We start from the raw sequence: 23720 nt of genomic DNA on the forward strand, positions 1-23720 counted from the left end.
GGACGCGCGGATCGCGCGTCGGCGCGCCGATACGGCGCGACGCTGAGCGCTGCACCTCAGCACCCCGTCCAATCCGAGATGCGCCCGGGATGAGCCCGGGTCCATCCGCGGTCTCAAGCACCAAGGCGCGCCATGATCGGCTTTCTCGCTCCCGCGGCCCACAGGCCACCCATTCAGACGGATCGCGTCGATCCGACCTACCGCAAGCTGCGCTGGCAGATCTTCGCGGGCATCTTTCTCGGCTATGCGGGCTATTACCTGCTGCGCAAGAACTTCTCGCTGGCGATGCCCTACCTCGTCGAGCAGGGCTACAGCCGCGGTGAGCTCGGCACCGCGCTCTCCGCCGTCGCCATCGCGTACGGCCTGTCCAAGTTCCTGATGGGCATGGTCTCGGACCGCTCCAACCCGCGCTACTTCCTGCCGATTGGCCTCGTGCTCTCGGCGCTGGTGATGTTCCTGTTCGGCTTCGTGCCCTGGGCGACCTCCAGCGTCGGCATCATGTTCGTGCTGCTGTTCCTCAACGGCTGGTTCCAGGGCATGGGTTGGCCGCCGAGCGGCCGCACGATGGTGCACTGGTGGTCCCAGAAGGAGCGCGGCGGCGTCGTCTCGGTCTGGAACGTGGCGCACAATGTCGGCGGTGGCCTGATCGGCCCGCTCTTCCTGCTCGGCTTGGCCTGGTTCAACGACTGGCACGCGGCGTTCTACGTGCCCGCCGCCGTGGCGCTCGGCGTCGCGGTCTTCGCCTTCATCACCATGCGCGACACGCCGCAATCCTGCGGGCTGCCCTCCGTGGAAGCCTGGAAGGACGATTATCCGGACGGCTACGACGCGAACCACGAGCGCGAGTTCTCCACGCGCGAGATCTTCGTCGAGCACGTGCTGAAGAACCGGATGCTCTGGTACATCGCCTTCGCCAACGTCTTCGTCTACCTGCTCCGCTACGGCGTGCTGGACTGGGCGCCGACCTACCTGAAGGAGGCCAAGCACTTCTCGGTCGACAAGACCTCCTGGGCCTACTTCCTCTACGAGTGGGCCGGCATTCCCGGTACCCTTCTCTGCGGCTGGCTGTCCGACAAGCTGTTCCGTGGCAACCGGGGCGCGACGGGCGTGGTGTTCATGTTCGGCGTCATGGCGGCGACGCTGGTCTACTGGCTCAATCCCGAGGGTAATCCGGGCGTCGACCTCGCGGCCCTGATCTGCATCGGCTTCCTGATCTACGGGCCGGTGATGCTGATCGGCCTCCAGGCCCTCGAGCTCGTGCCGAAGAAGGCGGCCGGGACGGCGGCGGGCTTCACGGGCCTGTTCGGGTATCTCGGCGGCTCCGTCGCGGCGAGCGCGCTGGTCGGCTACACGACCGACCATTACGGCTGGAACGGCTGCTTCATTCTCCTGCTGGCGGCCTGCGTCCTCGCCATCGTCTGCCTGTCGCTGACCCTGCGGCACAGCAGCACCGCGGTCGCGCAGCCTGCCTGAGCGGCGGTTCCCGGGGGCGGCAGGGATGCTCAGGCTTCCTGCCGGCCCGTGCCGGTGCGATCGGGACGGGCGCCCGGAGCGGCCGTCCCGGCGCCGAGCGTGACGATCGGATCCTTCCGCCGGTCGTCAGGCCGTCACATCGCCCCGAGCGCCCGCGGGAGCCACAGGGACAGGGCGGGCCAGTAGGTCACCAGGACCAGGAAGGCCAGCATCGTCAGCAGCCAGGGCAGCACCGCGACGGTCAGCTCGGAGATGCCCATATGGGCGATCCCGCTCGCCACGTAGAGGTTGAGCCCGACCGGCGGGTGGCACAGGCCGACCTCCATGTTGACCGCCATGATGATCCCGAAATGGATCGGGTCGATCCCGAGCTTGACCGCGATCGGGAACAGGATCGGCGCCATGATCAGCAGGATCGAGGACGGCTCCATCACGTTGCCGGCGATCAGCAGGATGATGTTGACGACGAGCAGGAAGACCAGCGGGCTGAAGTTCATGGCGATCAGCCACGCCGCCATCGTCTGCGGGATGTTCTCCGACGTCATCAGGAACGAGAACAGCACCGCGTTGGTGATGATGTAGAGCAGCATCGCGCTCATGTTGGCGGACGCGAGGAGCACGCGGGGCACGTCCGACAGCTTCAGGTCCCGGTAGACGAACACCGCGATGACGAAGGCGTAGACGGCCGCCGTCGCGGCCGCCTCGGTCGGGGTGAAGGTGCCGGCGTAGATGCCGCCGATCACCATCACCACGAGGAACAGGCCCCAGGCGCTCTCGCGGAAGGCGCGCAGGCGCTCGGCCCAGGACGCCTTCGGCATGCGCGGATAGCCGCGGCGCTTGGCGATGACGAAGGTGACGCTCGCCAGCATCGCCGACAGGACGATTCCGGGCATCACACCGGCGAGGAACAGGTTGCCGATCGAGGAATTCGTCGACACCCCGTAGAGCACGAGGATGATCGAGGGCGGCACGAGGATGCCGAGCGCCCCCGAGGTGGTGATCACCCCGGCGCCGAAGCGCCGTGGGTAGCCCTCCGCCACCATGGCGGGCAGGATGATCGAGCCGATCGCCACCACGGTCGCCACGCTGGACCCCGACACGGCGGCGAACAGCGCGCAGGCGACCACGCCGGCGAGGCCGAGGCCGCCCGGCCAGTGCCCGACGAGGGAGGTCGTGAAGGCGATCATCCGCCGCGCCACGCCGCCATGGGCCAGGAAGTTGCCGGCGAGGATGAAGAACGGGATCGCCATGATCGAGAAGTTCTCGATCCCGGTGAACAGCTTGAGCGCGACGCTCTCGATCGGCACCTGCGTGAGGGTGAATAGGAAGGTCAGCACCGTCAGGCCGAGCGCAATTGAGATCGGCATGCCGGTGAGCATGAGGGCGATGAGCAGCCCGAAGATGATCAGGCCGCTCATGCGGGGCCTCCCTCGCGGCCGAGCTGGATCGGGTCGACGCCCTCGACGGTCGGGACGCCGTCGACATGGGCGTGGTCGCGGGCGGGCAGGTGCCCGGTCTTCCAGTAGCTCCACGCGACCTGCAGGAAGCGGAAGCACATCAGGTAGGAGCCGAGCGGGATCGCGAGGTAGACGATCCAGACCGGGATCTCCATGTCGGGCGTCGTCTGGTCGGTGTGGCCGATGCGCCAGACGAAGTTCGTGCCGAGCGTGCCGACGATCCCGGTGAACAGCGCGCCCGCCGCGAGGCTGACCAGGACCATCACCCGGCGCGCGCCCGGCGGCAGGCGGTTGACCAGCACGTCGACGCCGACGTGGATGCCGGTGCGCACGCCGTAGGCCGCGCCGAACTTCGCGACCCAGATGAACATGTAGATGCACAGTTCCTGTGACCAGCCGAAGTCGATCCGGTCGGTGTAGTCCTGCAGCGCCGGGATGCCGGAGAGGAACCGGTGCACCACCGTGCCGAAGGTGATGACGGTCGCGGCCGCCATCAGGGTTCCGATCAGCACCTCTTCGAGCCGATCGAGCAGTTTCAGCAACATGGTCGGTCCGGGCGCGGCGGCGGGATCAGTTGTTCGGCGCCGCCTCGGCTTCCTTGTTCAGCGCCGCGACCAGATCCTTGCCGACGCGGGAGGCCATCTCGCGCTGGACCGGCGCCAGGGCCTTGCGCCACGCGGCGTTCTCGGCCTCGGTCGGCGTGTACACCTCGGTCTTGCCGGTGGCGCGGATGTCGGCGAGCGCCTTCTCGTTCTGCTTGTCGGCGATCTCGTGCTCGTAGGCGGTCGCGTCCTTGATGGCGCCCTCGAGCGTCGTGCGGATGTCGGCCGGCAGCCCGTCCCAGAAGCCCTTGTTCACGATGACCGCGTAGCCGATGTAGCCGTGATAGGTCAGCGTGGCGTGCTTCTGCACCTCGTTGAGCTTCTGGGTCGTCACGTTCGACGGCGGGTTCTCCTGGCCGTCGACCACGCCGGTCTGCAGCGCCTGGTAGAGTTCGGAGAAGGCGAGCACCTGCGGCAGCGCCCCGAGCTGCTTGAACTGCGCCTCCAGAACCTTCGAGGACTGGATCCGGAACTTCAGGCCCTTCACGTCCTCGGGGGCGTGCATCGGCTTGTTGGCGGTGAGGATCTTGAAGCCATTGTCCCAGTAGCCGAGCCCCTTGATCCCCTTGGTCTCGAGCTTCTTGAACAGGCCCTGGCCGATCGGCCCGTCCTGGACGCGCCGCAGCACCTGCTCGTTGGGGAAGATGTAGGGCAGGTCGAAGGCCTCGAACTCCTTCACGCCGAGGGGCCCGAACTTGCTCGTGGACGGCGCCAGCATCTGCACGGCGCCAAGCTGGAGCATCTCCACCTCCTCCTTGTCCTTGTAGAGCGTGCTGTTGGGGTAGATCTCGACCTTGACCGCACCCTTGGTGCGCTCCTCGGCGAGCTGCTTGAACCGCTCGGCGCCCTGGCCCTTGGGCGTGTCGGTGGTGGTGACGTGGCTGAACTTGATGACGATGGGGCTCTGCGCCGCGGCCGGCGTGACGAAGGCGAGCGCACACACGAGCGCACCGAGTATCCGAGCCGTCATCGCGTCCTCCCAGACCTGAGCCCGCGTCGTTGCGCGGATTGAATTTTGGATAGACTTGCAGGTGAGCGCGGTGGCGACAAGCGCGAAAGTGCGACGCCGGGGGGAAGATGTCGCCCGCACAAACGTTTCGGTCTTGATGCGGGCGGCAATGGGACCGGGGCCCGACGCGTCAGGTCCTGTCGCGCGCCCCGATGAAAGCCTGCACGGCCTCCCGATGCTCGGGCGTCGCGGTGACGACGGCGTAGTGGGAGGAGATCAGGTCTAGGTTGGTGCGCAGGTCGTTGCGCATGCCCTGGTAGACCGCGCGCTTGATCAGGCTCAGCGTCAGCGGCGGCGCCTTGGCGATCCTCCGCGCCAGCGCCGCCACGGCCGGGCTCAGGTCCGCGTCGGCGTGGACGCCGTTGACGAGACCGATCCGCAGGGCCTCGTCGGCGTCGACGAAATCGCCGGTGAAGAACAGCTCCAGCGCCTTCGCGGTCCCGACGAGGCGGGGCAGGAAATGGGCGCCGCCCGCGCCGGGGACGAGGCCGACCCGCACGTAGGTCTCGGCGAAGCGGGCGCTCTGCGCGGCGTAGCGCAGGTCGCACATCAGGGCGAGGTCGAGGCCGGCGCCGGTGGCCACGCCGTTCAGGGCGGCGATCACCGGCTTGTCGAGATCCTCCAGCGTCAGCGGGATGCGCTGGATCCGCCCGTAAAGCTCCTCCTTGCGTCGTGCCGGCGGCTGGTCGAGGCGCTCGCCCATCTCGACGATGTCGCCGCCGCTGCAGAAGGCCGAGCCCGCGCCGGTCACCACCACGACGCGGATCGCCGCGTCGGTGCGGCAGCGCTGCAGGGCCTCCGTCCAGGCCTCGATCATCGGGAAGGTGAAGGCGTTCTTCCGCTCGGGCCGGTTCAGCGTGATGGTCGCCACCCCGTCGGCGACGGAGAACAGCAGGTCCTCGCCGGCGTCCTGTGTCTCGGCTTCAGCACTCATCGGGCGGCCTCCAGGGGCGCGGTGTCGGGCTTGTCCGGCGCGTCCATCAGGGCGGCGATCTCGGCCGGTTCGAGCCCGGCCTCGGCCAGGACCTCGGCGGTGTGCTCGCCGAGCCGCGGGGCGTGGCGGCGGATCGCGAAGCGGCTGCCGCTGAACGAGACCGGCCGGCGCATGGTGCGGTAGCGCCCCTCGCTCGGATGCTCGGCGCTGCCGAAGAAGCCCACCGCCTTCAGGTGCGCGTCCTCCGGCAGGTCCTCCAGGCCGAGGACCGGCATGCAAGGGATGCTCACCGAATCGCAAAATGCCACCCACTCGGCGGTGGTCCGGCGCGGCGCCTCCTCCTCGACCAGCGCGTAGAGGATCTCGATGTTCTCGACCCGCACGGCGAGCGGCGCGAAGCGCGGGTCATCCACGAACTCGAGCCGGCCGGTGTGGATGAAGAAGTCGCGCCAGTTCCGGTCCGAGTAGGGCAGGATGCAGGCGTGGCCGTCCCGGGTCCGGTAGGGCTTGCGCCGCGGGCTCAGGACCCGGTTGAAGCCCGGCGGACCGAGCGGCGGCTCGAAGGCGTAGCCGACCATGTGCTCGACGAAGTTGAACTCCACCATGGTCTCGAACATCGGCACCTCGACCGCCTGCCCGCCGCCGCCGGCCCGGCGCTCGTAGAGGGCGGCGAGGATCGCGCAGGCGATGGCCTGTCCGGCGATCTTGTCGCACAGCACCGTGGGCAGGTAGCCGGGCTGGCCGTACGCGGCGGTCTGGAGCGCCGCGAGGCCCGAGCCCGCCTGGATCAGGTCGTCGTAGGCCGCCTTATGGGCGTAGGGGCCGTCGGCCCCGAACCCGTAGGCGCCGCAGAAGACGATGTCGGGCCTGAGTGCGCGCACCCGCTCGTAGCCGTAGCCCAGTCGCAGGATCGCGTCGGGCCGCATGGAGTGGACGAGGACGTCGGCCGTGGCGATCAGCCGGTCGAGGGCGGCCCGCGCCGCCGGCCGCTTCAGGTCGAGGCGGACGCTGCGCTTGTTGCGGTTGAGGTGCAGGAAGTTGCCGCCCATCCCGGCGCCGCGGGCAGGCCGGTAATGCCGGAAGGAATCGCCCTCCGGCGTCTCGATCTTGATCACGTCGGCGCCGAGATCGGCCAGCATATGGGTCGCCGAGGGCCCCATGATCACGCTGGTCAGGTCGACGACCCGCACGCCCGCGAGCGGGCCGGCCGTGTTCGTCTCGGCGAGGTGGGTCTCGGCGGAGTGATCCAGCACAACAGTTCTCCCATCTCAGCCGGCGCCGCCCCGGAGCCGGACCAGCATCGGCCAGAGGGCCGCGCCGCCGCTCGCGCAGACCGCGCGCCCGATCCGCTCCTGCCAGAGGGCGTCGGATCCGAACTCGTCGCGCCAGGACCACAGCCGCCGCGTCGCGCGGTGGAGCGGGTGCTCTTGGGTGAAGCCCATGGCCCCGTGAATCTGGTGGCCGATCGCCGCGACGTGGCCCGCCGCCTCGCCGCAGCGCGCCTTGGCGATGGCGGTGGCGAGGACGAAGCGCGGGTCGCCCCAGCAGGCGGCGGCAAGGTCGGCGGCTGCGGTTGCGGCGGCGACATGGCCCGCGGCCTCGGCCAGCATGTGCTGGATCGCCTGGAACTTGGCGAGCGGCCGGCCGAATTGCTGCCGCTCCTGGGCGTGAGCGAGGGCCGAGCCGAGGCAGGTCTCCAGGGCGCCCACCATCTGCTGCGCCCGGACCCAGGCGCCGACGGATTCGACGGACGGCGCCCCCGCTCCGGCAACCCAGCCCGGCGCGGCCCGGACGTCGGCGGCCGGGACGATGCAGCCGGTCAGATCGAGGGTGTCACGCGGCTCGCCGGCGAGGTTGTGGTGCGTGTCGCGGAGCGTCCCGGGCGCGGCGATCCGCACGAGGTGCGGGATGCCGGCCGCGTCGACGGCGTCGAGGAGCAGGGCCGCGACCGAACCGCCCCAGGGCACCTGCGCGACCCGGCCGTCCAGGACGAACCCCTCCGCGTGCGGCGCGATCCGCACGGGGCCACCGCCCGGGACCAGCGACAGGGCGTCTTCGGCCACCTGTCCCCCCGTGGCAGCCCAGAGCGCCGCGCCCGCGACGGTCTCCGGCAGGGGCAGGGGGAGGGCGGCCCGGCCGCAACGCCGGATCAGCCGGGCCGCGGTCGTGGCGGCGAGACCGATCCCGCCCTCCGCCTCGGGCACCAGCGCCAGCGGCAGGCCGCTCTCGGCGAGCGCCGTCCAGAGATCCGCCGGCCAGAGATCCGCCGCCCTTGCGGTCGCGCCCGCGGCCCCGTCGCAGGCCGCCAGCAGCGCCGGCGTGAGGTGCTGGGCGAGCAGCCGCTCGACCTGATCGAGGACGATCCCGTCGACCGGGTCGCCGGCCTCCGCCGCGTGGTCCATCCGACTCATCGCAGCCCCAGCCCCCGGGCGATGACGCCGCGCAGGACCTCGCGGGTCCCGCCGCGCAGGGTGAAGGAGGGCGCCCGCAGGGTCACGCCGCCCAAAGCCTCGCGGAAGGCGTCGCCCTGCGCGGTGAGACTCGGCTCGACCGGCACGAGCCGCCGGGCGATCTCCGGCACGGCGCGCTCGAAGCCGTTGCCGACATCCTTGACCAGCGCCGCCTCGACGCCCGGCACGACGCCCTGATCGAGGAGGCGGGCCACCGAGGCCGACATGCCCAGCAGCGCGGTGAGCTGGGCCACCATCCGTCCGGTCTCGACCGCCTGGAACCGGTCCGGCTCCGGCCCGATCCGGTCGACGAGTTCGACGAGCAGCCGGTAATCCGACAGGAACCGGTCGGGCCCGGAGCGCTCGAAGGCGAGTTCCTCCGTGACGAGGCCCCAGCCCGCGCCCTCGGCGCCGACCCGCATCGCGTCGGCGACGCGGTAATCGGTGAAGAACACCTCGTTGAACTCGTGATGGCCCGACAGGTCGAGGATCGGCCGGACCGTCACCCCGGGGGCCGCCATGTCGACGATGAACTGGGTCAGCCCGCCGTGCCGGTCCGGCCCGGGCTCGCCGGTCCGGACGAGGGCCAGCAGGTAATCGACCTGATGGGCGTTCGTCGTCCAGATCTTGGAGCCGTTGATCACCCAGCCGTCGCCGTCGCGCACCGCGCGGGTCCGGACGGCGGCGAGGTCCGAGCCGGAATTCGGCTCGCTCATGCCGATGCCGAAGGCGCATTCGCCCCGGCAGATTCGCGGCAGGATCGCCCGCTTGGCCGCCTCGGTGCCGTGCCGGTGGATCTGCGGCCCCGACTGGCGGTCGGCGATCCAGTGCGCGCCGCAGGGCGCGCCGGCCGCCAGCATCTCCTCGGTGACGACGAAGCGGACGAGGCCGGAGCGGCCGTGGCCGCCATAGGCCTCCGGCAGGGTCAGGCCGATGAGGCCCGCGGCCCCCGCGCGCCGGCTGAAGGCGGCGTCGAAGGTCGTCCACGAGGTCCGGTGCGGGACGAAATGCCCGGCCGCCCGTTCCGCGTCGAGGAAGGCGCGGACGGACGCGCGGGCGGCCTCGGCCTCGGGCGGGAGCGGCTCGGCGCTGAAGCGGAAACTGTGCATCGGGGCTCCCTGAGCGGCGGGACGGGCTGGCGGTGCCGAATCCGCGGCGCTCAGCTGCCGTCGCGGCCCTCGAGGCCGGGGAAGAAGATCTCCTGCCAGTCGCCCGGCACCTTCCGCAGGAAGCCCTGCGTCGCCATCGCCTTGGCGAGGGCGACCATTCCCTTCGGGGCCACGTCGTAGACGATGGAACCGTCGGTCAGGATCGCCTCAACTTGCGCGCGGTCGATCTGAACCTGCTCCGAGGCGAGATAGATCGACGCCGCGCGCTTGGGGTCGCTGCGGATCAGCGCCACCGCATCCTCCATCCCGGCGCGGATCGCCTGCGCGACCTTCGGGTTCGCGTCGACGAACCCCTGCTTCGCGTTCAGGGTCGCGGCGGTGATGTCGCCGCTGCCGATCAGGCCGGTCGAGGTCATGACCGTCCGGATCTTGGGATCGGCCTGCAGCACCTGCGTGAAGGGTGGCGTCGCGAAGTAGCCGGCGATCCCCTGTCCGGCGCGCATCGCCGCGGTGGCGTCCGGATGGGGCAGGCTCACCATCAGCGCGTCGGCCTTGGCCGATCCGCCGAGCTGCTGGGCCGCCGCAACTCGCAGCAGGATCGCCTGGGGCGAGTTGAAGGCCGGGACCGCGATCTTGTCGCCGAAGGTGAAGTCCTTCAACGCGGCGACGCCGGGCTTGCCGGTGAACAGCGTGTAGACGACCGAGCTCAGGGCGGTGAGGCTCTTGATCTGCTGGCTCCCGCGGGTCTTGTCCCAGGCGATTAGGGCACCGGCTGAGCCGAGGGTGCCGAGTTCGACGCTGTCGGAGAGCAGCGCGTCGTTCATCGCGGTCGAGCCGCTGAAACGCGTCAGCGTGACCGACAAGCCGTCGAGCCCCGCGGCCTTGGCGCGCTTGTCGAAGAGACCCTCGCTCTGCGCGATCATCACCGGCAGGTAGACGAGGCCGTACTGGAGGCCGATCCGGACGGAGGTGGTTTCGGCCCGGGCCGCGCCGCCGAGGGCCGGGAGCAGCAGCGTGGCGGCGAGGAGGCGCGCGGCGACGGCCGCGTGGCGGATCGACATCGGCATTCCTCCCGAGCAGGGCCGCGCTTGCCGCGCGGTCTCCCGGTGCCGGTCGGTCAGGCGGGACCGACACCGCGGGCGAGTAGGGCAGAGCGCGCCCCCGGCATCAACCGCCATCGCCCACCTGCTGTACAATATCACATGTGTGATGGATCTCCACGATCGTGCAGGTTCTATAATGCTGTTGAGCGGCACGCGGTCTGGCGCCGCGGCAGATGGGGGAACGTGCCGGCGATGCGCCGCGATCACCACGGATCCGCGCGTGGGCGACCAGGGCCGTTGCGAACCGTGCGGCTTCCGGGGCCGCCGTTTCGCGCGTCGCGGCATGGGTGAGCGCATCGGCGCTCGGGGGGGCGCGTCCACGGACCTGACGGTGGGGGCCGATCCCGCCGGTTCGGATGTGGCCCTGGTGAAGTCCGCCGGACGGGTGCTCCAGATCCTGGAGCTGTTCGACGAGATCCAGCGGGAAGCCAGGGTCTCCGAGATCGCCGAGCGGCTGAGCGTCCCGCAATCCTCGACTTCGGTGCTCCTGAAGAGCCTCGTCCGGCTCGGCTATCTCGACTACGACCCGGCGAGCCGCAGCTTCCTGCCGTCGCCCCGGGTGGCGCTCCTCGGCGCGTGGCTCGACAAGGGACCGGTGCGCGACGGCAGCCTCGTGCGCATGCTCGAGCACCTGTCGGAGCGCACGGGCGGGACGGTGATCCTCGCCGCGCGCAACGCGATCTTCTCGCAGTACGTCCACGTCCTGCAGGCGCGCACCGCCATGCGCTTCCACGTTCCGCCCGGGACGCGCCGCCTCGTCGTCTGGTCGGCGACTGGCACCGCGCTCCTCGCCGACAGCCCGGAGGCCGAGATCGGTCCGCTGGTCCGCCGCACGAACGCGGAGGCGCCGGCCGAGCAGCCGCCGATCGCGGTCGCGGCCGTCCTGACCAACCTGGCGCGGCTGCGGCGGGACGGGCACTTCCTCTCCCGCGGGCTCGTCACGCCGGGCGCCGGCTCGATCGCGGTCCCGCTGCCCCGGCGCATCGACAGCAAGGGCCGCCCGCTGGCGGTCGCCGTGTCCGGCCTGCTCGACGAGTTCGAGCGTCGGGAAGCGGAGATCGCCGCGACGATCCACGACGCGGTGGCGCGGTTCCTGCCGGAGGATCCGTCGCGGCCCTGAGGCCGGTCGCCGTCGACCCCGCCGTCACCTCCGAACCCCGCGCACGGCTGCAGATCGAGGATTGCGGGGCTGATCGGCCCGGTAGCGCGCTAGTGAGGCTCGAGGCCCTGCAGCCTCGAAGACGACCACTGGGAGACATCATCATCGTGCCCGGCGCCCCAACCGCGCGCGGCTCAGAGCCGCCCGATACGCTACCGCGTCCGACCATCGCCGGCAACGTCGCCCTCGGCGTCACGCAGATCGTCCTGTGGGGCGGCACGTTCTTCCTCACCGCCGTCGTCTCGGACCCGATCGTCGCCGAGACCGGCTGGCCGCAGGCGATGGTGGTGGGCGCGCTCTCGCTCGCGATCTTCGTGTCGGGCCTGCCCGCGCCGTTCGTCGGCCGCATGATCCGGCGTCACGGCGGGCGGCCGGTCCTCGTAGCCGGCGCCACGATCATCGCGGCGGGCCTCGTGCTGATGGCGGTCGCGCAGTCCCTCCCGGTCTTCCTGCTCGCCTGGATGGTCGCCGGCCTCGGCATGTCGGCCGCGCTCTACGACCCGCTCTTCGCGGCGATCGGCCAAGCCTACGGCGCCGCCGCGCGCGGGGCGATGACCCAGATCGCGATCTCGTCGGGCTTCGCGGTCTCGCTCTGCTGGCCCGCCACGCGGTTCCTGGTCGATCATGTCGGCTGGCGCGGGGCCTGCCTCACCTACGCGATCCTGTCTGTCGCCCTCGTGGTCCCACTCTTCGCCTGGGCGCTGCCGGCCCGGAGCCGGGGCGCGGTCGAGCCCGCCGCGGCGCCCCGGCCCTACGAGCCGACCGGCTCGACCGAAGCGGCGCGCCTGCCGGCGGAGCGCCTGCTCGCCGTGACCTTCACGATGGCGGCGATGATCATGACCGCCACTTCGGTGCAACTGCTCAACCTGCTGCAGACCCTGGGCGTCGGCGCGACCGCCGCGGTGGCCCTGACCGGCCTGATCGGTCCCGCCCAGGTCGGCGTGCGCGTCGTCGAACTGGCCCTCGGCCGCCGCGCCCACCCGGCCTGGTCCCTGCTCCTGTCGAGCGCCAGCGTCGGGCTGGGGCTCCTGCTGCTAGCGACGATCCCGTCCCTGGCGTGGCTCGCGATGGTGCTCTACGGCGCCGGCAACGGCATGCGCACCGTCGTGCGGGGCACGCTGCCGCTGGCGCTCTACGGACAGGGCCAGTACGCGGCGGCGATGGGCCGGCTCGCCCGCCTCCCGCTCCTCGGCCAGGCGATCACGCCCCTGGCCTGCGGCTACGTCGCCGAACGGCTCGGCCTGCTGCCCCTGCTGGAGGTGATGCTGGCCGTGGCGGCGATCAATCTCGGCCTGTCCCTGTGGGTGTTCGGCTTCGCGATGCGTCGCCCGAGGGCGCCGGCCTGATCGGCGGATGCGGACCAGATTTTGCCAGATTGACAGATTGTCGGACGATGTGCTCCATTCGGCCCGCGGATGAGAGGCATCCGCGAGGATGAGCCGGGTCAACCGGCCGCCCGAAGGAAACGCCCGCATGGACGCAGAGATCTACGAGATCTACGCGATCAAGTACGCGCATCATCACCGTATGGCCCGCGAGAACTTCATCGGCGGGGACATCCACGACGGCCCGATGCCGATCGATTACTTCGTCTGGGTCGTCGTCGGCGGTGGCAGGACGATCGTCGTCGATACCGGCTTCGACCGCGCGATGGCGACGAAGCGGGGCCGCAGCATCGTGCGGCCGGTCGAGGAGGGCCTGGCGCGGATCGGTGTCGACCCGCTGCGGGTTGAGGACGTCGTCCTGACCCACCTGCATTACGACCACGCCGGCAACCACGACCTGTTCCCGACGGCCCGCTTCCACGTCCAGGAACGCGAGATGGCGTTCTGCACCGGCCGGTGCATGTGCCATCCGGAGGTCCGCCACCCCTTCGCCGCCGAGGACGTGAAGGCGATGGTGGACCGCCTGTTCGAGGACCGCGTCCGCTTCCGCGAGACGACCGACACGCTGTATCCGGGGATCACCCTCCACCGGGTCGGCGGCCATTCGGACGGCCTGCAGATCGTCCGAGTCCGGACCGCGCGCGGCTGGGTCGTACTGGCCTCCGACGCCGCGCACTTCTACGCCAATATCGGTCGCCGGCTCGCCTATCCCATCGTCTACAATGTCGGCGACATGTTCGAGGGCTACCGGACGGTCCGGCATCTGGCCGAGTCCGAGGATCACATCGTCCCGGGCCACGATCCGCAGGTTCTCGCGATCTACCCGCCGGCGTCCGCGGATGTCGCCGGCTGGATCGCGCGCGTCGACCTGCCTCCGACCGCTTCACCGACCTACTGACCGGAGGATTCCATGATCGTCGAGATGCGCGTTTACTACTGCGCCCCGACCCGATTGCCGGCCCTGCTGGAGCGGTTCCGCTCCACCACGCTCGGCTTCTTCCAGAAATACGGCATCGAGCAGGTCGGCTTCTGGACTACGCTCGTCGGTCCCGACAACCACGCGCTCACCTACCTGCTCAAGTGGGAGGACATGGCCCAGCGCGAGGCGCGCTGGAACGCCTTCCAGGCCGATCCGGACTGGATCGCCGCCCGCGCCGAGACCGAGAAGGACCGGCCGATCGTCGCCCGGATCGAGAACACCTTCCTCGCCCCCACGGACTTCTCCGCCCTGCGCTGACGGGGACACGCGGCGCCGGGCCAGTCCGGCCGTCGCCCAGAGGGATATTCACGGCATGGAACAGAGAACCATCGGCGTCATCGGCCTCGGCATGATGGGCGATCCCATGAGCCGGTGCCTGGCCCGAGCGGGGCACGCGCTCCGCCTGCTGGACGCGGATGCCGGCCGGACCGACGCGCTCGCCCGGGATCTCGGCGCGGCGACGCTCACGCGGGAGAACGCGTCCGAACTCGACCTGCTGATCACGATGCTGCCGAACTCGGCCATCGTCGAGGCGGTGCTGCTCGACGAGGGCTGGGCCGACGCGCTCCCGGCCGGCGCCACCGTGATCGACATGAGCTCGTCGGAGCCGGTGCGCTCCCGCGCCCTCGGCGAGACGCTCGCCGGGAAGGGGCTCGGCTATCTCGACGCGCCGGTCTCGGGCGGCGTGCGGCGGGCCGTGGACGGCACGCTCGCGATCCTCGTCGGCGGCGAGGCGGATCTCCTCGCCCGCTGGCGGCCGGTGCTGGAGGCGATGGGCTCATCCGTCCTGCATATCGGCCAAGCGGGATCGGGCCACGCCGCCAAGGCGCTGAACAACTTCGTCTCCGCCGCGGGCCTGCTCGCCACCGTCGAGGCGCTCCACGTGGCGCAGCGCTTCGGCATCGCGCCGGAGGCCATGACCGACGTGCTCAACGCCTCGTCCGGGCGCAGCAACACCTCCGAGAACAAGGTCAAGCAGTTCATGCTCAGCGGCAGCTTCGCCTCGGGCTTCTCGCTGAAGCTGATGGACAAGGATCTCGGCATCGCTGGGGCTTTGGCTGACTCGGTCGACTACCCGCTCGGCTTCGGCCGGCACTGCATCGAGACCTGGCACGCCATCGCCGGCGAGGTCGGGCCCGCGGCCGACCACACCGAGATGTACCGCCTGCTGGCCGAGGGAGCCTGAGACCATGGCGCTTACGGACCTGAGCCGCTTCTACATCGACGGCGCCTGGGTCGAGCCGGTTTCGGCTCAGCCGTTCCCGCTGATCGATCCCGCCACAGAGACGGCGTTCGGCACCCTCGCGCTCGGCGATGCCGCGGATGTCGACCGGGCCGTGCGCGCGGCCCGCGCCGCCTTCCCGGCCTTCTCGGAGACGGCGCCCGCCGAACGCGTCGCGCTCCTCCGCCGGATCCTCGCGCTCTTCGAGGAGCGGTTCGAGATCTTCGCGGAGACGATCCGGCAGGAGATGGGCTCGCCCATCGGCTTCGCGCGCAAGGGGCAGGCGGCGCGGGGCCCGGCGCACCTCAGCGCGCTGATCGCGGTGATGGAGCGCTTCGCGTTCGAGGAGGATCGCGGCACCACCCGGATCCGGCGCGAGCCGATCGGCGTCTGCGGCCTGATCACCCCCTGGAACTGGCCGATCAACCAGATCGTCGTGAAGATCGCCCCGGCGCTCGCGGCCGGCTGCACGATGGTGCTCAAGCCCAGCGAGTACTCGGCCGTCAGCGCGATGCTGTTCGCGCAGGTCCTGCACGACGCGGGCGTGCCGCCGGGCGTGTTCAACCTCGTGAACGGGGACGGCCCCGGCGTCGGCGCCGCGATCGCCGCGCATCCGGGGATCGACATGGTCTCGTTCACTGGGTCGACCCGCGCCGGGATCGAGATTGCCCGGGCGGCGGCCCCGACCATCAAGCGCGTCGCGCAGGAACTCGGCGGCAAGTCCGCCAACATCCTGCTGGAGGACGTCGACTTCGATCAGGCGGTCCGGCGCGGTGTCGCGGCCTGCTGCACGAATTCGGGCCAGTCCTGCTCGATCCCGACGCGGATGCTCGTGCCCCGGGCCCGGATGGACGAGGCGGCCGCCATCGCGGCCGAGGCGGCGGCGGGCTTCCGGCTCGGCCCGACCGCCGACCCCGAGACGGATCTCGGCCCGGTGGTCAACCGCACCCAGTACGAGCGCGTCGTCGGGCTGATCCGCACCGGCATCGCGGAGGGCGCGCGGCTCGTCGCCGGCGGCCCGGAGCGGCCGGACCACCTCGACCGCGGCTTCTACGTCCGCCCGACAGTCTTCGCCGACGTGACTCCCGACATGACCATCGCGCGGGAGGAGATCTTCGGCCCGGTCCTGTCGATCCTCGCCTACGACAGCGAGGACGAGGCGATCGCGATCGCCAACGGCTCGCGCTACGGGCTCGCCGCCTACGTGCAGGGGCGGGACCGCGACCGGGCGCGCGCCGTGGCGCGGCGGCTCATCGGCGGGCAGGTCCACATCAACTACCCGCCCCCGGACGTCCACGCGCCGTTCGGCGGCTACCGCCAGTCCGGCAACGGCCGGGAATGGGGCGAGGCCGGTCTCCAGGAATACCTCGAGACCAAGGCGATGATCGGCTTCGGCCTCGACTGAACCGTCCCGCGCGATGCGGCCGGCGCTCGCGCGCGTCGGCCCCGACCAGGAGAACCAGATGTCCGACGAGAGCGAGCTGTTCGGCCAGGGTTTCGAGAACCGCAAGACCGTCCTCGGCGCCGCCCATGTCGAGAAGTCCTGGGCCAATGCCGACGCGTTCAACCGTCCGGTCCAGCGGCTCGTGACCGAGTATTGCTGGGGCGCGGTCTGGGGCGACGAGACGCTGCCGTTCAAGACTCGCAGCATGCTCAACATCGCGATGCTGACCGCGATGAACCAGCACCACGAGCTCGGCGTCCACGTCAAAGGCGCGCTCAACAACGGCGTGACCCGGGACGAGATCCAGGCGGTGCTGATGCAGGCGCTCGTCTATTGCGGCGCCCCGGCCGCCCTGGCGGCCTTCCGGACCGCCTCCGCGGCGATCGCCGATTGGGACAGAGAGCACGCCAGCGGGCGCTGAGCCCGCACCCGCGCCCAGGTCCGACGCAGTCAGAAAACTCGCGCGGCAGACGAACAGGGAGGGAGACGCCATGTCGGTCACGTCGGCAGCCTTGGCAACGGACACGGCGGGCGCGCGCTCGGCCGCGTCCCAGTCGATCGAGGAGAAGCGGAAGAGCGCCATTCGCGGCGCGTTCTTCTCCGAATACATCGACATGTTCGACATCTACCTGCCGGTGGTCGCGCTGGCGCCGGTGATGTTCATGTTCCAGCCGAAGAACCTGTCTCCCCAGATGGAGACGGTGCTGGCCTCGCTGGTCTTCATCACAACCCTGCTCGGCCGCCCGATCGGCGCGCTCATCTTCGGCCTGATCGCCGACAAGGTCGGCCGCCGGGCCGCCTCGATCTACTCGGTGGCGGGCTTCGGCGTGATCACGCTGCTGATCGGCCTGCTGCCCGGCTACGAGACGCTCGGCCTCGCCTCGTACATCCTGCTGGTGCTGCTGCGCTTCCTCGACGGGATCTTCCTCGGGGGCGGCTACACCGGGGCGATGCCGCTCGCCATCGAGTATTCCAAGAAGGACAAGCGCGGCTTCGTCGGCGGCCTGATCATCGCGGGCTTCCCGGCCGCCTATGTCAGCATCAACCTCATCACGATGCTGATGTTCTACCTGTTCCCGCTCGACGGGCCCGGGTCGCCCTACACGGTCTGGGGCTGGCGCATCCCCTTCATCGTCGGCGCGGCGCTGGCCGGCCTGCTCGCCCTCTACTACGTCCACAAGGTCTCGGAATCGGAGGTCTGGAAGAAGGAGGCCGCCGCCGGGGGCGAACAGGCCGAGGCATCGCCCATGGCGGGCCTGCTCTCCGGGAAGGGCGGGCGCGACCTCCTGCAGGTCCTGCTGCTGATGACCGGCTTCTGGATGACGCAGAACATCATCACGATCTACATGCCGACCGGTTTGCTGGTGAAGACCCTGCACCTCAACGGCTTCGCGCTGACCGCGACGCTGATGATCTGCTACACGATCCTGTTCTTCAGCTACATCGGCTCCGGCCTGCTCGGGCAGGTCATCGGCCGCCGGCGGTTCTTCGTGATCGTCGGCCCGCTGATCGCGACGGTGGGCGCGTACATCCTCTACACGCTGACCGTCACGCCCGACATGGCGTTCGGCACCCGCGTGCTGCTGGTCAGCCTCCTGGCGGTGATCGTGACCTCGCCCTGGGGCGTCATCGTCACCTACATCAACGAGCGCTTCGCCACGGATGTCCGCGCCACCGGCTTCGGCATCGGCTTCAGCCTCTCGGTGGTGATCCCGTCCTTCTACGCCTTCTACATGGACTGGCTGAGCGCGCTGATGCCGCTCGCGCTGACGCCCGTGGCCCTGCTCATCGTCGGCGGCCTCATCGGCACCGTGGGCGCGCTCATCGGGCCGGAGACCAAGGACGTCGATTTCGGCACCGGCCACTGAGCCGGACGCCGCGCGGAGGACGCAGCATGAACGGGAACCGGATCGGCTTCATCGGGCTCGGCAACATGGGCGGCCGCATGACACGCCGCCTGACCGGCGCGGGGATCGATGTGGTCGGCTTCGACACCGACCGGGAGGCCGCCGCGCGCTGGGGCGCGACGGACGCGGCCTCGATCGCCGCGGTCGTCGGTGAGACGGACGTGGTCCTGATGTCCCTGCCCGACAGCAAGGTGGTCGAGCGCGTCGTGCTCGGCGCGGGCGGGGTCCTCGCGGGCTGCCGGGACGGGCAGGTCGTCGTCGACCTCAGCACGGCCTCGGCCAGCTCGACGCGCCGCATCGCCGCGGCGCTGGCCGAGCGCGGCGTCGCCTACGTCGACGCGGGCATCTCCGGGGGCGCCGCCGCGGCCGAGAAAGGCACGCTGACCTTGATGGTCGGCGGCGATCCCGCCGTCATCGACCGGCTGGACTGGGTGTTCGCGCCGATCGCCCAGAAGGTCGTCGTGATGGGCGGATCGGGGGCCGGCCACACGACCAAGCTGCTCAACAACTTCCTGAACGCGGTCAGCCTCGCCGCCACCGCGGAGGTCATGGTCGCGGGCCGGAAGGCCGGGCTCGACCTGCACCGGCTCCTGGAGGTGCTGAACGCCTCCAGCGGCGTCAACTTCGCGACGCTGAACCGTTTCCCGAAGATCGTTGACGGCGACTACCTGGAAGGCGGCCTGACCGGCAAGCTGATGACCAAGGACGTCGTGCTCTACACCGATCTCCTGCACGAGCTCGGCGTCGCCTCCCTCAACGCGTCCGGCCCGATGGCGAGCTTCGGCCTCGCCACGGCGCTCGGCTACGGCGACGTCATCTCCAACCGCGTCGTCGACGCCATCGGCGACGTCTCCGGCGGCGTCCGGCTCCACGGCAACCGACACGAGAACTGAGAGGATACGATGCAGATCTTCCACGGCCGCGAGAACAGCGCGAAGTCCGAGAGCCGCGGGCCGACCTTCACCGGGCAGGTCTGGGCCGATCCGGTGATGCCGTCGACGGGCGGCGTGATGATCAACAACGTCTTCTTCACGCCCGGCGCGCGGACCTTCTGGCACGCGCACGCGCAGGGCCAGATCCTGCAGGTCACCGCCGGCAAGGGCTGGATCTGCGTCGCGGGCCAGCAGGCGCAGCCGATCCGCGCGGGCGACACCGTCTGGATCCCCGCGGACGAGCGGCACTGGCACGGCGCGGCCGCCGACAGCTACCTGCTCCACACGGCGATCTCGCTCGGCAAGACCGACTGGCAGGACGAGGTGGTCGAGGCCGACTACGCCGGAGCCACGGCATGACCGGGCCCGCGCCGAGCCCGGAGAGCCTCCGGCACACCGTGCAGGGCGAGCTCGGTTACTGGGACGCGGAGCAGGCGGCCCTCGCCGAGCTGGCCCCGGGCTTCCTCGACGCCTGGGCCCGGCTGGCGATGGTCCCCGTGCGCAAGAACCATCTCGGCGCCAAGGACCGCGCCCTGATCGCGCTCTCGGCCGCGACGGCCGCGACCCACCTCTACGCGCCCGGGACGCGCCGCCAGATCCGCAACGCCCTCGACGCGGGCGCGACGGCCGAGGAGATCACGGAGGTGCTCGCGCTCACGGCGACCCTCGGCATCCACGCCTGCAACATCGGCGTGCCGCTGCTGCTGGAGGTGCTGGAGGAGGCCGGTCAGCGGAGCGGCCCCGCGCCGCTGACGCCGCGGCAGGAGCAGCTGAAATCCGACTTCACCCGCGACCGGGGCTACTGGCACGCGTTCTGGGACGGTCTCCTCGAACTCGATCCCGACTTGTTCGAGGGCTACCTCGACTTCTCGGCCTGGCCCTGGCGCCACGGCGTGCTCACGCCGAAGATGAAGGAGTTCGTCTACTGCGCCTTCGACGCGGCGGCGACGCACCTCTACGTGCCGGGCCTGAAGATGCACATGAAGAACGCCCTCGGTTACGGGGCGACCAAGGAGGAGCTGATGGAAGTCCTCGAGATCGTCAGCCTGATCGGCATGCACGGCGCGGAACTGGCCGCGCCGATCCTGCGCGACGAACTGGCCGTGCGGGGCCGGGGCTGACCGACGCGCGCCGGGGCACGCCTTGCCACCCGAGGCTGCGCCATGCCACCGCTTCGGCTCGCCAGCGATCCCCGAATCCCCAGCGATGAACAAGATCAGGGCCATCCAGCCGGACACGCTCCGGCAAAAGGTCGAGGACGCCGTCCGCGAGGCGATCACGTCGGGCGTCTACGCCCCCGGCGAGCGGCTGATCGAGCGCGAGTTGTGCGAGGGGCTCGGCGTCAGCCGCGCCTCCGTGCGCGAGGCCCTGCGCCGGCTCGAGGCCGAGAAGCTCGTCCACACGGTGCCGCATCGCGGCCCGGTCGTGGCCTCGATCTCGGTGGAGGAGGCGCGTCAGCTCTACGCGCTGCGGGCCGTGCTGGAAGGCTACGCGGCGCACGAATTCGCCACCCAGGCCACGGACGCGGCGATCGCCGAGTTCGGACGCGCTGCCGGTGATCTGCGCGAGGCCGCCGGCAGCGGCGACACGGACCGCGTCCTGCGCGCCAAGGGCGTCCTGTACGACGTGATGCTCAGCCATTGCGGGAACGATCTGGTCCGCGAGACCCTTCGCGGCTTCTACTCGCGGATCAACCTGCTGCGCGCGACATCGCTGATGCATCCCGAGCGTCTGCCGCACAGCCTCGCCGAGATCGACGCCCTCGTCGCGGCCTTCCGGGCCCGGGACGCCGCGAAGGCCGAGCAGCTGGCCCGCCTCCACGTCACCAACGCGTGCGCGGTCGCCCTCAAGCAGCTCGCGTTCCGCATCGCGCAGACGTCCCTCGACGCGGTGAGCTGAGCGCGCGGTCCGCGGGCGCGCAGACCCTGCGCGGGGGAGGGCGGCGAGGTCGCCTCCGCGGCGACGCCCGTGGCCGAGGCGGTCCAGGGGATCGGTGCCCTGTCGGCGATGTCGGGCGCCCTGCGCCGAGCGACCGGCGGCGACACGCCTTGCGGTCCCCCGGCGGAAGGCCCAGAACCGCACGGTCCTTGCTTCCCCATGCTGGCGCCACGGGAGTTCGTCGCTTGGTCCGGACCGTCTGCCCGCACGATTGCCCCTCCGCCTGCAGCCTCGACGTGGAGGTCGCGGACGGGCGCGTCGTCTCGGTCCGGGGCGGCGACAACCCCTACACGGCCGGGGTGATCTGCGCGAAGGTCAGCCGTTACGGCGAGCGCGTCCACCATCCGGACCGGATCCTCCACCCCATGGAGCGCGTCGGGCCGAAGGGCGGCGGGGCGTGGCGCCGGATCTCCTGGGACGCGGCGCTCGACCGGCTTGCCGCGGCCTTCTCCGAGACGGCGGACCGTTGGGGGCCGGAGGCGGTCTGGCCGTACAACTCGGGCGGCACCATGGGCCTCGTCCAGCGCGACGGCATCCACCGGCTGACCCACGTGATGGGCTACTCGCGGCGCAAGCGCACCATCTGCACGGCGGTGGCGATCGCGGGCTGGAGCGCCGGGGTCGGCCGGATCGCCGGGCCGGATCCCCGCGAGATGGCGCTGGCCGACCTGATCGTGGTCTGGGGCGGCAACCCGGTCAGCACGCAGGTCAACGCGATGACCCACATCAGCCGCGCCCGCAAGACGCGCGGCGCCAAGCTGGTGGTGATCGATCCGTACCGCACCGGGACCGCGGCGGCGGCCGACCTCCACCTCGCGCCCCGTCCCGGCACCGACGGGGCGCTGGCCTGCGCGGTGCTCCACGTCCTGTTCCGCGACGGCCACGCGGACCGGGCCTATCTCGCCGCGCACGCGCAGGACACGGCCGCGCTGGAGGCGCATCTGGCGTCGCGCACGCCCGAATGGGCGGCGGCGATCACCGGCCTGGAGCCCGCCGCGATCGAGGCCTTCGCGGCCCTCTACGGCAACACGCCGCGCAGCTACATCCGCTGCGGTTTCGGCTTCACCCGAAGCCGCAACGGCGCGGTGAACCTGCACGCGGTGACCTGCCTGCCGACCGTCACCGGCGCGTGGCAGCACCCGGGCGGCGGCGCCCTCTGGCAGCACGCCGCGATCTTCAACTGGGACAAGACCCTGACAGAGGGTCTCGACGCCCGGGCGCCGGGCGTGCGCGAGCTCGACATGAGCCGGATCGGCGCCGTGCTCGCCGACGATCCCGACGCCCTGCAGGGCGGGCCCCCGGTCCGCGCCATGCTGATCCAGTCGGCCAATCCCGCGGTCTCCGCGCCCGACAGCGCCCGGGTGCGCGCCGGGCTCGCGCGGCCGGACGTGTTCGTGGCCGTGCACGAGCAGTTCCTGACCGAGACGGCCGCGCTCGCCGACCTCGTGCTGCCGGCCACCACCTTCCTGGAGCACGACGACATCTACGGGGCCGGCGGCCACAGCCACATCCAGGCCGGCCCCGCGATCCTGGAGCCGCCGGGCGCGTGCCGCTCGAACCACGCGCTCCTGTCGGCGCTCGCCGCCCGGCTCGGCGCGGAGCACGCGGGCTTCCACCTGAGCGCCCGGGACCTCGCCGACGCGACCCTGGCACGCTCCGGCTGGGGCGGCCTCGACAGGCTGGAGGCGGAGGGCTGGATCGACGCGCAGCCGGACTTTGCCGAGAGCCACTTCCTGAACGGGTTCGGCCATCCCGACGGGCGCTTCCGCTTCGCGCCCGACTGGGCGTCACTGGGCCCGCGCGCGGCCGGGATGCCGTCCCTGCCGGATCACTGGCCGGAGGCCGAGCCCGCCGACGCGGAGCACCCGTTCCGCATGATCGCCCCGCCGGCCCGCCAGTTCCTCAACGCGACCTTCACCAACGTGCCCGAGTCGCTCCGCCGCGAGGGGCGGCCAACCTGCCTGATCCACCCCGCGGACGGCGACCGGCTCGGGATCGGCACGGGGGACGCCGTCGAGGTCGGCAACGCCCGCGGCCGGGTCCGGCTGCACGCGCGGCTCGCCGACGGGCAGCAGCCGGGCGTCGTCGTGGTCGAGAGCCTGTGGCCGAGCACGGCCTTCATCGGCGGGGGCAGCGGGATCAACGCGCTGATCGGGTCCGCGCCGGCCGCGCCCAACGACGGCGCCGCCTTCCACGACACCGCGGTCTGGGTCCGCGCGGCCTGAATTCCGGACCGCACCGGGCTGAGGCCGAACGGCCTGCGCGGGCGCGCTATTTCTCGACGAAGGCCTTCTCGATGACGTAGTGGGCGGCCTCGCCGTGGTTGCCCTCCTCGTAGCCGCGCGACGTCAGGAGCTCGCGGGTGTCGCGGATCATGTCGGGGCTGCCGCAGAGCATGAAGCGGTCGTTCTCGATCGCCATCGGCGGCAGGCCGATATCCTCGAACAGCTTGCCCGAGACCATCAGGTCGGTGATCCGGCCGCGGTTGCGGAACGGCTCGCGGGTCACGGTCGGGTAGTAGACCAGCTGGTTCGAGATCATCTCGCCCAGGAACTCGTGGCGCGGCAGCGTCTCGGTGATGGTCTCGCCGTAGGCGAGTTCCTGCACCTGCCGGCAG

22 protein-coding genes and 1 pseudogene are annotated in these 23720 nt (G+C 71.1%); 14 read left to right on the forward strand and 9 right to left on the reverse strand.

Annotated elements, in window-relative coordinates; all coding sequences use genetic code 11:
- Positions 1-132: 132 nt before the first annotated feature.
- The gene (gene glpT, locus C4T42_RS14310; protein WP_020093148.1) at positions 133-1473 is read left to right on the forward strand and encodes a glycerol-3-phosphate transporter; all 1341 of its coding nucleotides are present in this window, start codon (positions 133-135) and stop codon (positions 1471-1473) included.
- A 134-nt stretch (positions 1474-1607) separates the two neighbouring features.
- Here glpT and C4T42_RS14315 read toward each other — a convergent pair whose 3' ends face one another.
- The 8 genes from C4T42_RS14315 to C4T42_RS14350 all read right to left on the reverse strand — a co-directional run bounded on the left by C4T42_RS14315 (position 1608) and on the right by C4T42_RS14350 (position 10095).
- The gene (locus C4T42_RS14315) at positions 1608-2891 is read right to left on the reverse strand and encodes a TRAP transporter large permease subunit (RefSeq protein ID WP_020093149.1); all 1284 of its coding nucleotides are present in this window, start codon (positions 2889-2891) and stop codon (positions 1608-1610) included.
- The gene (locus C4T42_RS14320; protein ID WP_103985262.1) at positions 2888-3475 is read right to left on the reverse strand and encodes a TRAP transporter small permease; all 588 of its coding nucleotides are present in this window, start codon (positions 3473-3475) and stop codon (positions 2888-2890) included. Before C4T42_RS14320 ends, C4T42_RS14315 begins: the two co-directional genes overlap by 4 nt.
- A gap of 25 nt (positions 3476-3500) precedes the next feature.
- On the reverse strand, positions 3501-4502 hold the full coding sequence (locus C4T42_RS14325; protein WP_026604925.1) for a TRAP transporter substrate-binding protein: 1002 nt from the start codon (positions 4500-4502) through the stop codon (positions 3501-3503).
- Positions 4503-4671: 169 nt separating this feature from the next.
- On the reverse strand, positions 4672-5475 hold the full coding sequence (locus tag C4T42_RS14330) for an enoyl-CoA hydratase-related protein (RefSeq protein WP_020093152.1): 804 nt from the start codon (positions 5473-5475) through the stop codon (positions 4672-4674).
- Positions 5472-6728 (reverse strand): CoA transferase, encoded by a 1257-nt coding sequence (locus tag C4T42_RS14335; protein WP_020093153.1) that lies wholly within the window; start codon positions 6726-6728, stop codon positions 5472-5474. Before C4T42_RS14335 ends, C4T42_RS14330 begins: the two co-directional genes overlap by 4 nt.
- 15 nt (positions 6729-6743) lie before the next feature.
- A complete protein-coding gene (locus C4T42_RS14340; RefSeq protein WP_103985263.1) occupies positions 6744-7877 on the reverse strand; it encodes an acyl-CoA dehydrogenase family protein in 1134 nt (377 codons plus the stop codon).
- A gap of 5 nt (positions 7878-7882) precedes the next feature.
- Positions 7883-9034, reverse strand: a complete 1152-nt coding sequence (locus C4T42_RS14345) for an acyl-CoA dehydrogenase family protein (protein ID WP_020093155.1) — start codon at positions 9032-9034, stop codon at positions 7883-7885.
- Positions 9035-9084: 50 nt separating this feature from the next.
- On the reverse strand, positions 9085-10095 hold the full coding sequence (locus C4T42_RS14350; RefSeq protein WP_103985272.1) for an ABC transporter substrate-binding protein: 1011 nt from the start codon (positions 10093-10095) through the stop codon (positions 9085-9087).
- A 409-nt stretch (positions 10096-10504) separates the two neighbouring features.
- Between C4T42_RS14350 and C4T42_RS14355 the strand changes: the two genes are divergently transcribed.
- The 13 genes from C4T42_RS14355 (at position 10505) to C4T42_RS14415 (ending at position 23328) form a co-directional block, all read left to right on the forward strand.
- Complete coding sequence (locus C4T42_RS14355; RefSeq protein WP_234081165.1) at positions 10505-11257, forward strand: helix-turn-helix domain-containing protein; 753 nt, start codon at positions 10505-10507, stop codon at positions 11255-11257.
- 146 nt (positions 11258-11403) lie between these two features.
- Positions 11404-12642 (forward strand): MFS transporter, encoded by a 1239-nt coding sequence (locus C4T42_RS14360; protein ID WP_020093158.1) that lies wholly within the window; start codon positions 11404-11406, stop codon positions 12640-12642.
- Between the two features lie 127 nt (positions 12643-12769).
- On the forward strand, positions 12770-13579 hold the full coding sequence (locus tag C4T42_RS14365) for an N-acyl homoserine lactonase family protein (protein ID WP_020093159.1): 810 nt from the start codon (positions 12770-12772) through the stop codon (positions 13577-13579).
- Positions 13580-13591: 12 nt separating this feature from the next.
- Positions 13592-13918, forward strand: a complete 327-nt coding sequence (locus C4T42_RS14370) for an NIPSNAP family protein (protein WP_020093160.1) — start codon at positions 13592-13594, stop codon at positions 13916-13918.
- Positions 13919-13973: 55 nt separating this feature from the next.
- The gene (locus C4T42_RS14375) at positions 13974-14846 is read left to right on the forward strand and encodes an NAD(P)-dependent oxidoreductase (RefSeq protein ID WP_020093161.1); all 873 of its coding nucleotides are present in this window, start codon (positions 13974-13976) and stop codon (positions 14844-14846) included.
- A 4-nt stretch (positions 14847-14850) separates the two neighbouring features.
- On the forward strand, positions 14851-16287 hold the full coding sequence (locus tag C4T42_RS14380; protein WP_103985264.1) for an aldehyde dehydrogenase family protein: 1437 nt from the start codon (positions 14851-14853) through the stop codon (positions 16285-16287).
- Between the two features lie 58 nt (positions 16288-16345).
- On the forward strand, positions 16346-16747 hold the full coding sequence (locus C4T42_RS14385) for a carboxymuconolactone decarboxylase family protein (protein ID WP_091928057.1): 402 nt from the start codon (positions 16346-16348) through the stop codon (positions 16745-16747).
- Positions 16748-16817: 70 nt separating this feature from the next.
- Positions 16818-18194 carry an MFS transporter gene (locus C4T42_RS14390; protein ID WP_103985265.1) on the forward strand — a complete coding sequence of 459 codons (1377 nt, stop codon included), beginning with the start codon at positions 16818-16820 and terminating at the stop codon, positions 18192-18194.
- Between the two features lie 26 nt (positions 18195-18220).
- Positions 18221-19126, forward strand: coding sequence for an NAD(P)-dependent oxidoreductase (locus C4T42_RS14395; RefSeq protein ID WP_103985266.1), 906 nt, complete (start codon positions 18221-18223; stop codon positions 19124-19126).
- Positions 19127-19135: 9 nt separating this feature from the next.
- The gene (locus C4T42_RS14400) at positions 19136-19525 is read left to right on the forward strand and encodes a cupin domain-containing protein (protein WP_020093166.1); all 390 of its coding nucleotides are present in this window, start codon (positions 19136-19138) and stop codon (positions 19523-19525) included.
- On the forward strand, positions 19522-20286 hold the full coding sequence (locus tag C4T42_RS14405; protein ID WP_042672624.1) for a carboxymuconolactone decarboxylase family protein: 765 nt from the start codon (positions 19522-19524) through the stop codon (positions 20284-20286). Before C4T42_RS14400 ends, C4T42_RS14405 begins: the two co-directional genes overlap by 4 nt.
- Positions 20287-20371: 85 nt before the next feature.
- Positions 20372-21064, forward strand: coding sequence for a GntR family transcriptional regulator (locus tag C4T42_RS14410; protein WP_042672622.1), 693 nt, complete (start codon positions 20372-20374; stop codon positions 21062-21064).
- 224 nt (positions 21065-21288) lie between these two features.
- A complete protein-coding gene (locus C4T42_RS14415) occupies positions 21289-23328 on the forward strand; it encodes a molybdopterin oxidoreductase family protein (RefSeq protein WP_103985267.1) in 2040 nt (679 codons plus the stop codon).
- A gap of 46 nt (positions 23329-23374) precedes the next feature.
- On the opposite strand, the pseudogene C4T42_RS14420 reads toward C4T42_RS14415, so the two are convergent.
- Positions 23375-23720: pseudogene (locus tag C4T42_RS14420) on the reverse strand (ferredoxin--NADP reductase); the annotation flags it as partial.

Source organism: Methylobacterium sp. 190mf, from assembly GCF_900107945.1.
Classification (GTDB): Bacteria; Pseudomonadota; Alphaproteobacteria; order Rhizobiales; family Beijerinckiaceae; genus Methylobacterium.

Bases quoted from the DNA above. Each gene is read 5' to 3' on its own strand.
- C4T42_RS14375 (WP_020093161.1), top strand. From the start codon at position 13,974: ATGGAACAGAGAACCATCGGCGTCATCGGCCTCGGCATGATGGGCGAT.
- C4T42_RS14385 (WP_091928057.1), top strand. From the start codon at position 16,346: ATGTCCGACGAGAGCGAGCTGTTCGGCCAGGGTTTCGAGAACCGCAAG.
- C4T42_RS14320 (WP_103985262.1), bottom strand. From the start codon at position 3,475: ATGTTGCTGAAACTGCTCGATCGGCTCGAAGAGGTGCTGATCGGAACC.
- C4T42_RS14400 (WP_020093166.1), top strand. From the start codon at position 19,136: ATGCAGATCTTCCACGGCCGCGAGAACAGCGCGAAGTCCGAGAGCCGC.
- C4T42_RS14380 (WP_103985264.1), top strand. From the start codon at position 14,851: ATGGCGCTTACGGACCTGAGCCGCTTCTACATCGACGGCGCCTGGGTC.
- C4T42_RS14365 (WP_020093159.1), top strand. From the start codon at position 12,770: ATGGACGCAGAGATCTACGAGATCTACGCGATCAAGTACGCGCATCAT.
- C4T42_RS14410 (WP_042672622.1), top strand. From the start codon at position 20,372: ATGAACAAGATCAGGGCCATCCAGCCGGACACGCTCCGGCAAAAGGTC.
- glpT (WP_020093148.1), top strand. From the start codon at position 133: ATGATCGGCTTTCTCGCTCCCGCGGCCCACAGGCCACCCATTCAGACG.
- C4T42_RS14390 (WP_103985265.1), top strand. From the start codon at position 16,818: ATGTCGGTCACGTCGGCAGCCTTGGCAACGGACACGGCGGGCGCGCGC.
- C4T42_RS14340 (WP_103985263.1), bottom strand. From the start codon at position 7,877: ATGGACCACGCGGCGGAGGCCGGCGACCCGGTCGACGGGATCGTCCTC.
- C4T42_RS14395 (WP_103985266.1), top strand. From the start codon at position 18,221: ATGAACGGGAACCGGATCGGCTTCATCGGGCTCGGCAACATGGGCGGC.
- C4T42_RS14370 (WP_020093160.1), top strand. From the start codon at position 13,592: ATGATCGTCGAGATGCGCGTTTACTACTGCGCCCCGACCCGATTGCCG.
- C4T42_RS14345 (WP_020093155.1), bottom strand. From the start codon at position 9,034: ATGCACAGTTTCCGCTTCAGCGCCGAGCCGCTCCCGCCCGAGGCCGAG.
- C4T42_RS14405 (WP_042672624.1), top strand. From the start codon at position 19,522: ATGACCGGGCCCGCGCCGAGCCCGGAGAGCCTCCGGCACACCGTGCAG.
- C4T42_RS14350 (WP_103985272.1), bottom strand. From the start codon at position 10,095: ATGTCGATCCGCCACGCGGCCGTCGCCGCGCGCCTCCTCGCCGCCACG.
- C4T42_RS14325 (WP_026604925.1), bottom strand. From the start codon at position 4,502: ATGACGGCTCGGATACTCGGTGCGCTCGTGTGTGCGCTCGCCTTCGTC.
- C4T42_RS14315 (WP_020093149.1), bottom strand. From the start codon at position 2,891: ATGAGCGGCCTGATCATCTTCGGGCTGCTCATCGCCCTCATGCTCACC.
- C4T42_RS14330 (WP_020093152.1), bottom strand. From the start codon at position 5,475: ATGAGTGCTGAAGCCGAGACACAGGACGCCGGCGAGGACCTGCTGTTC.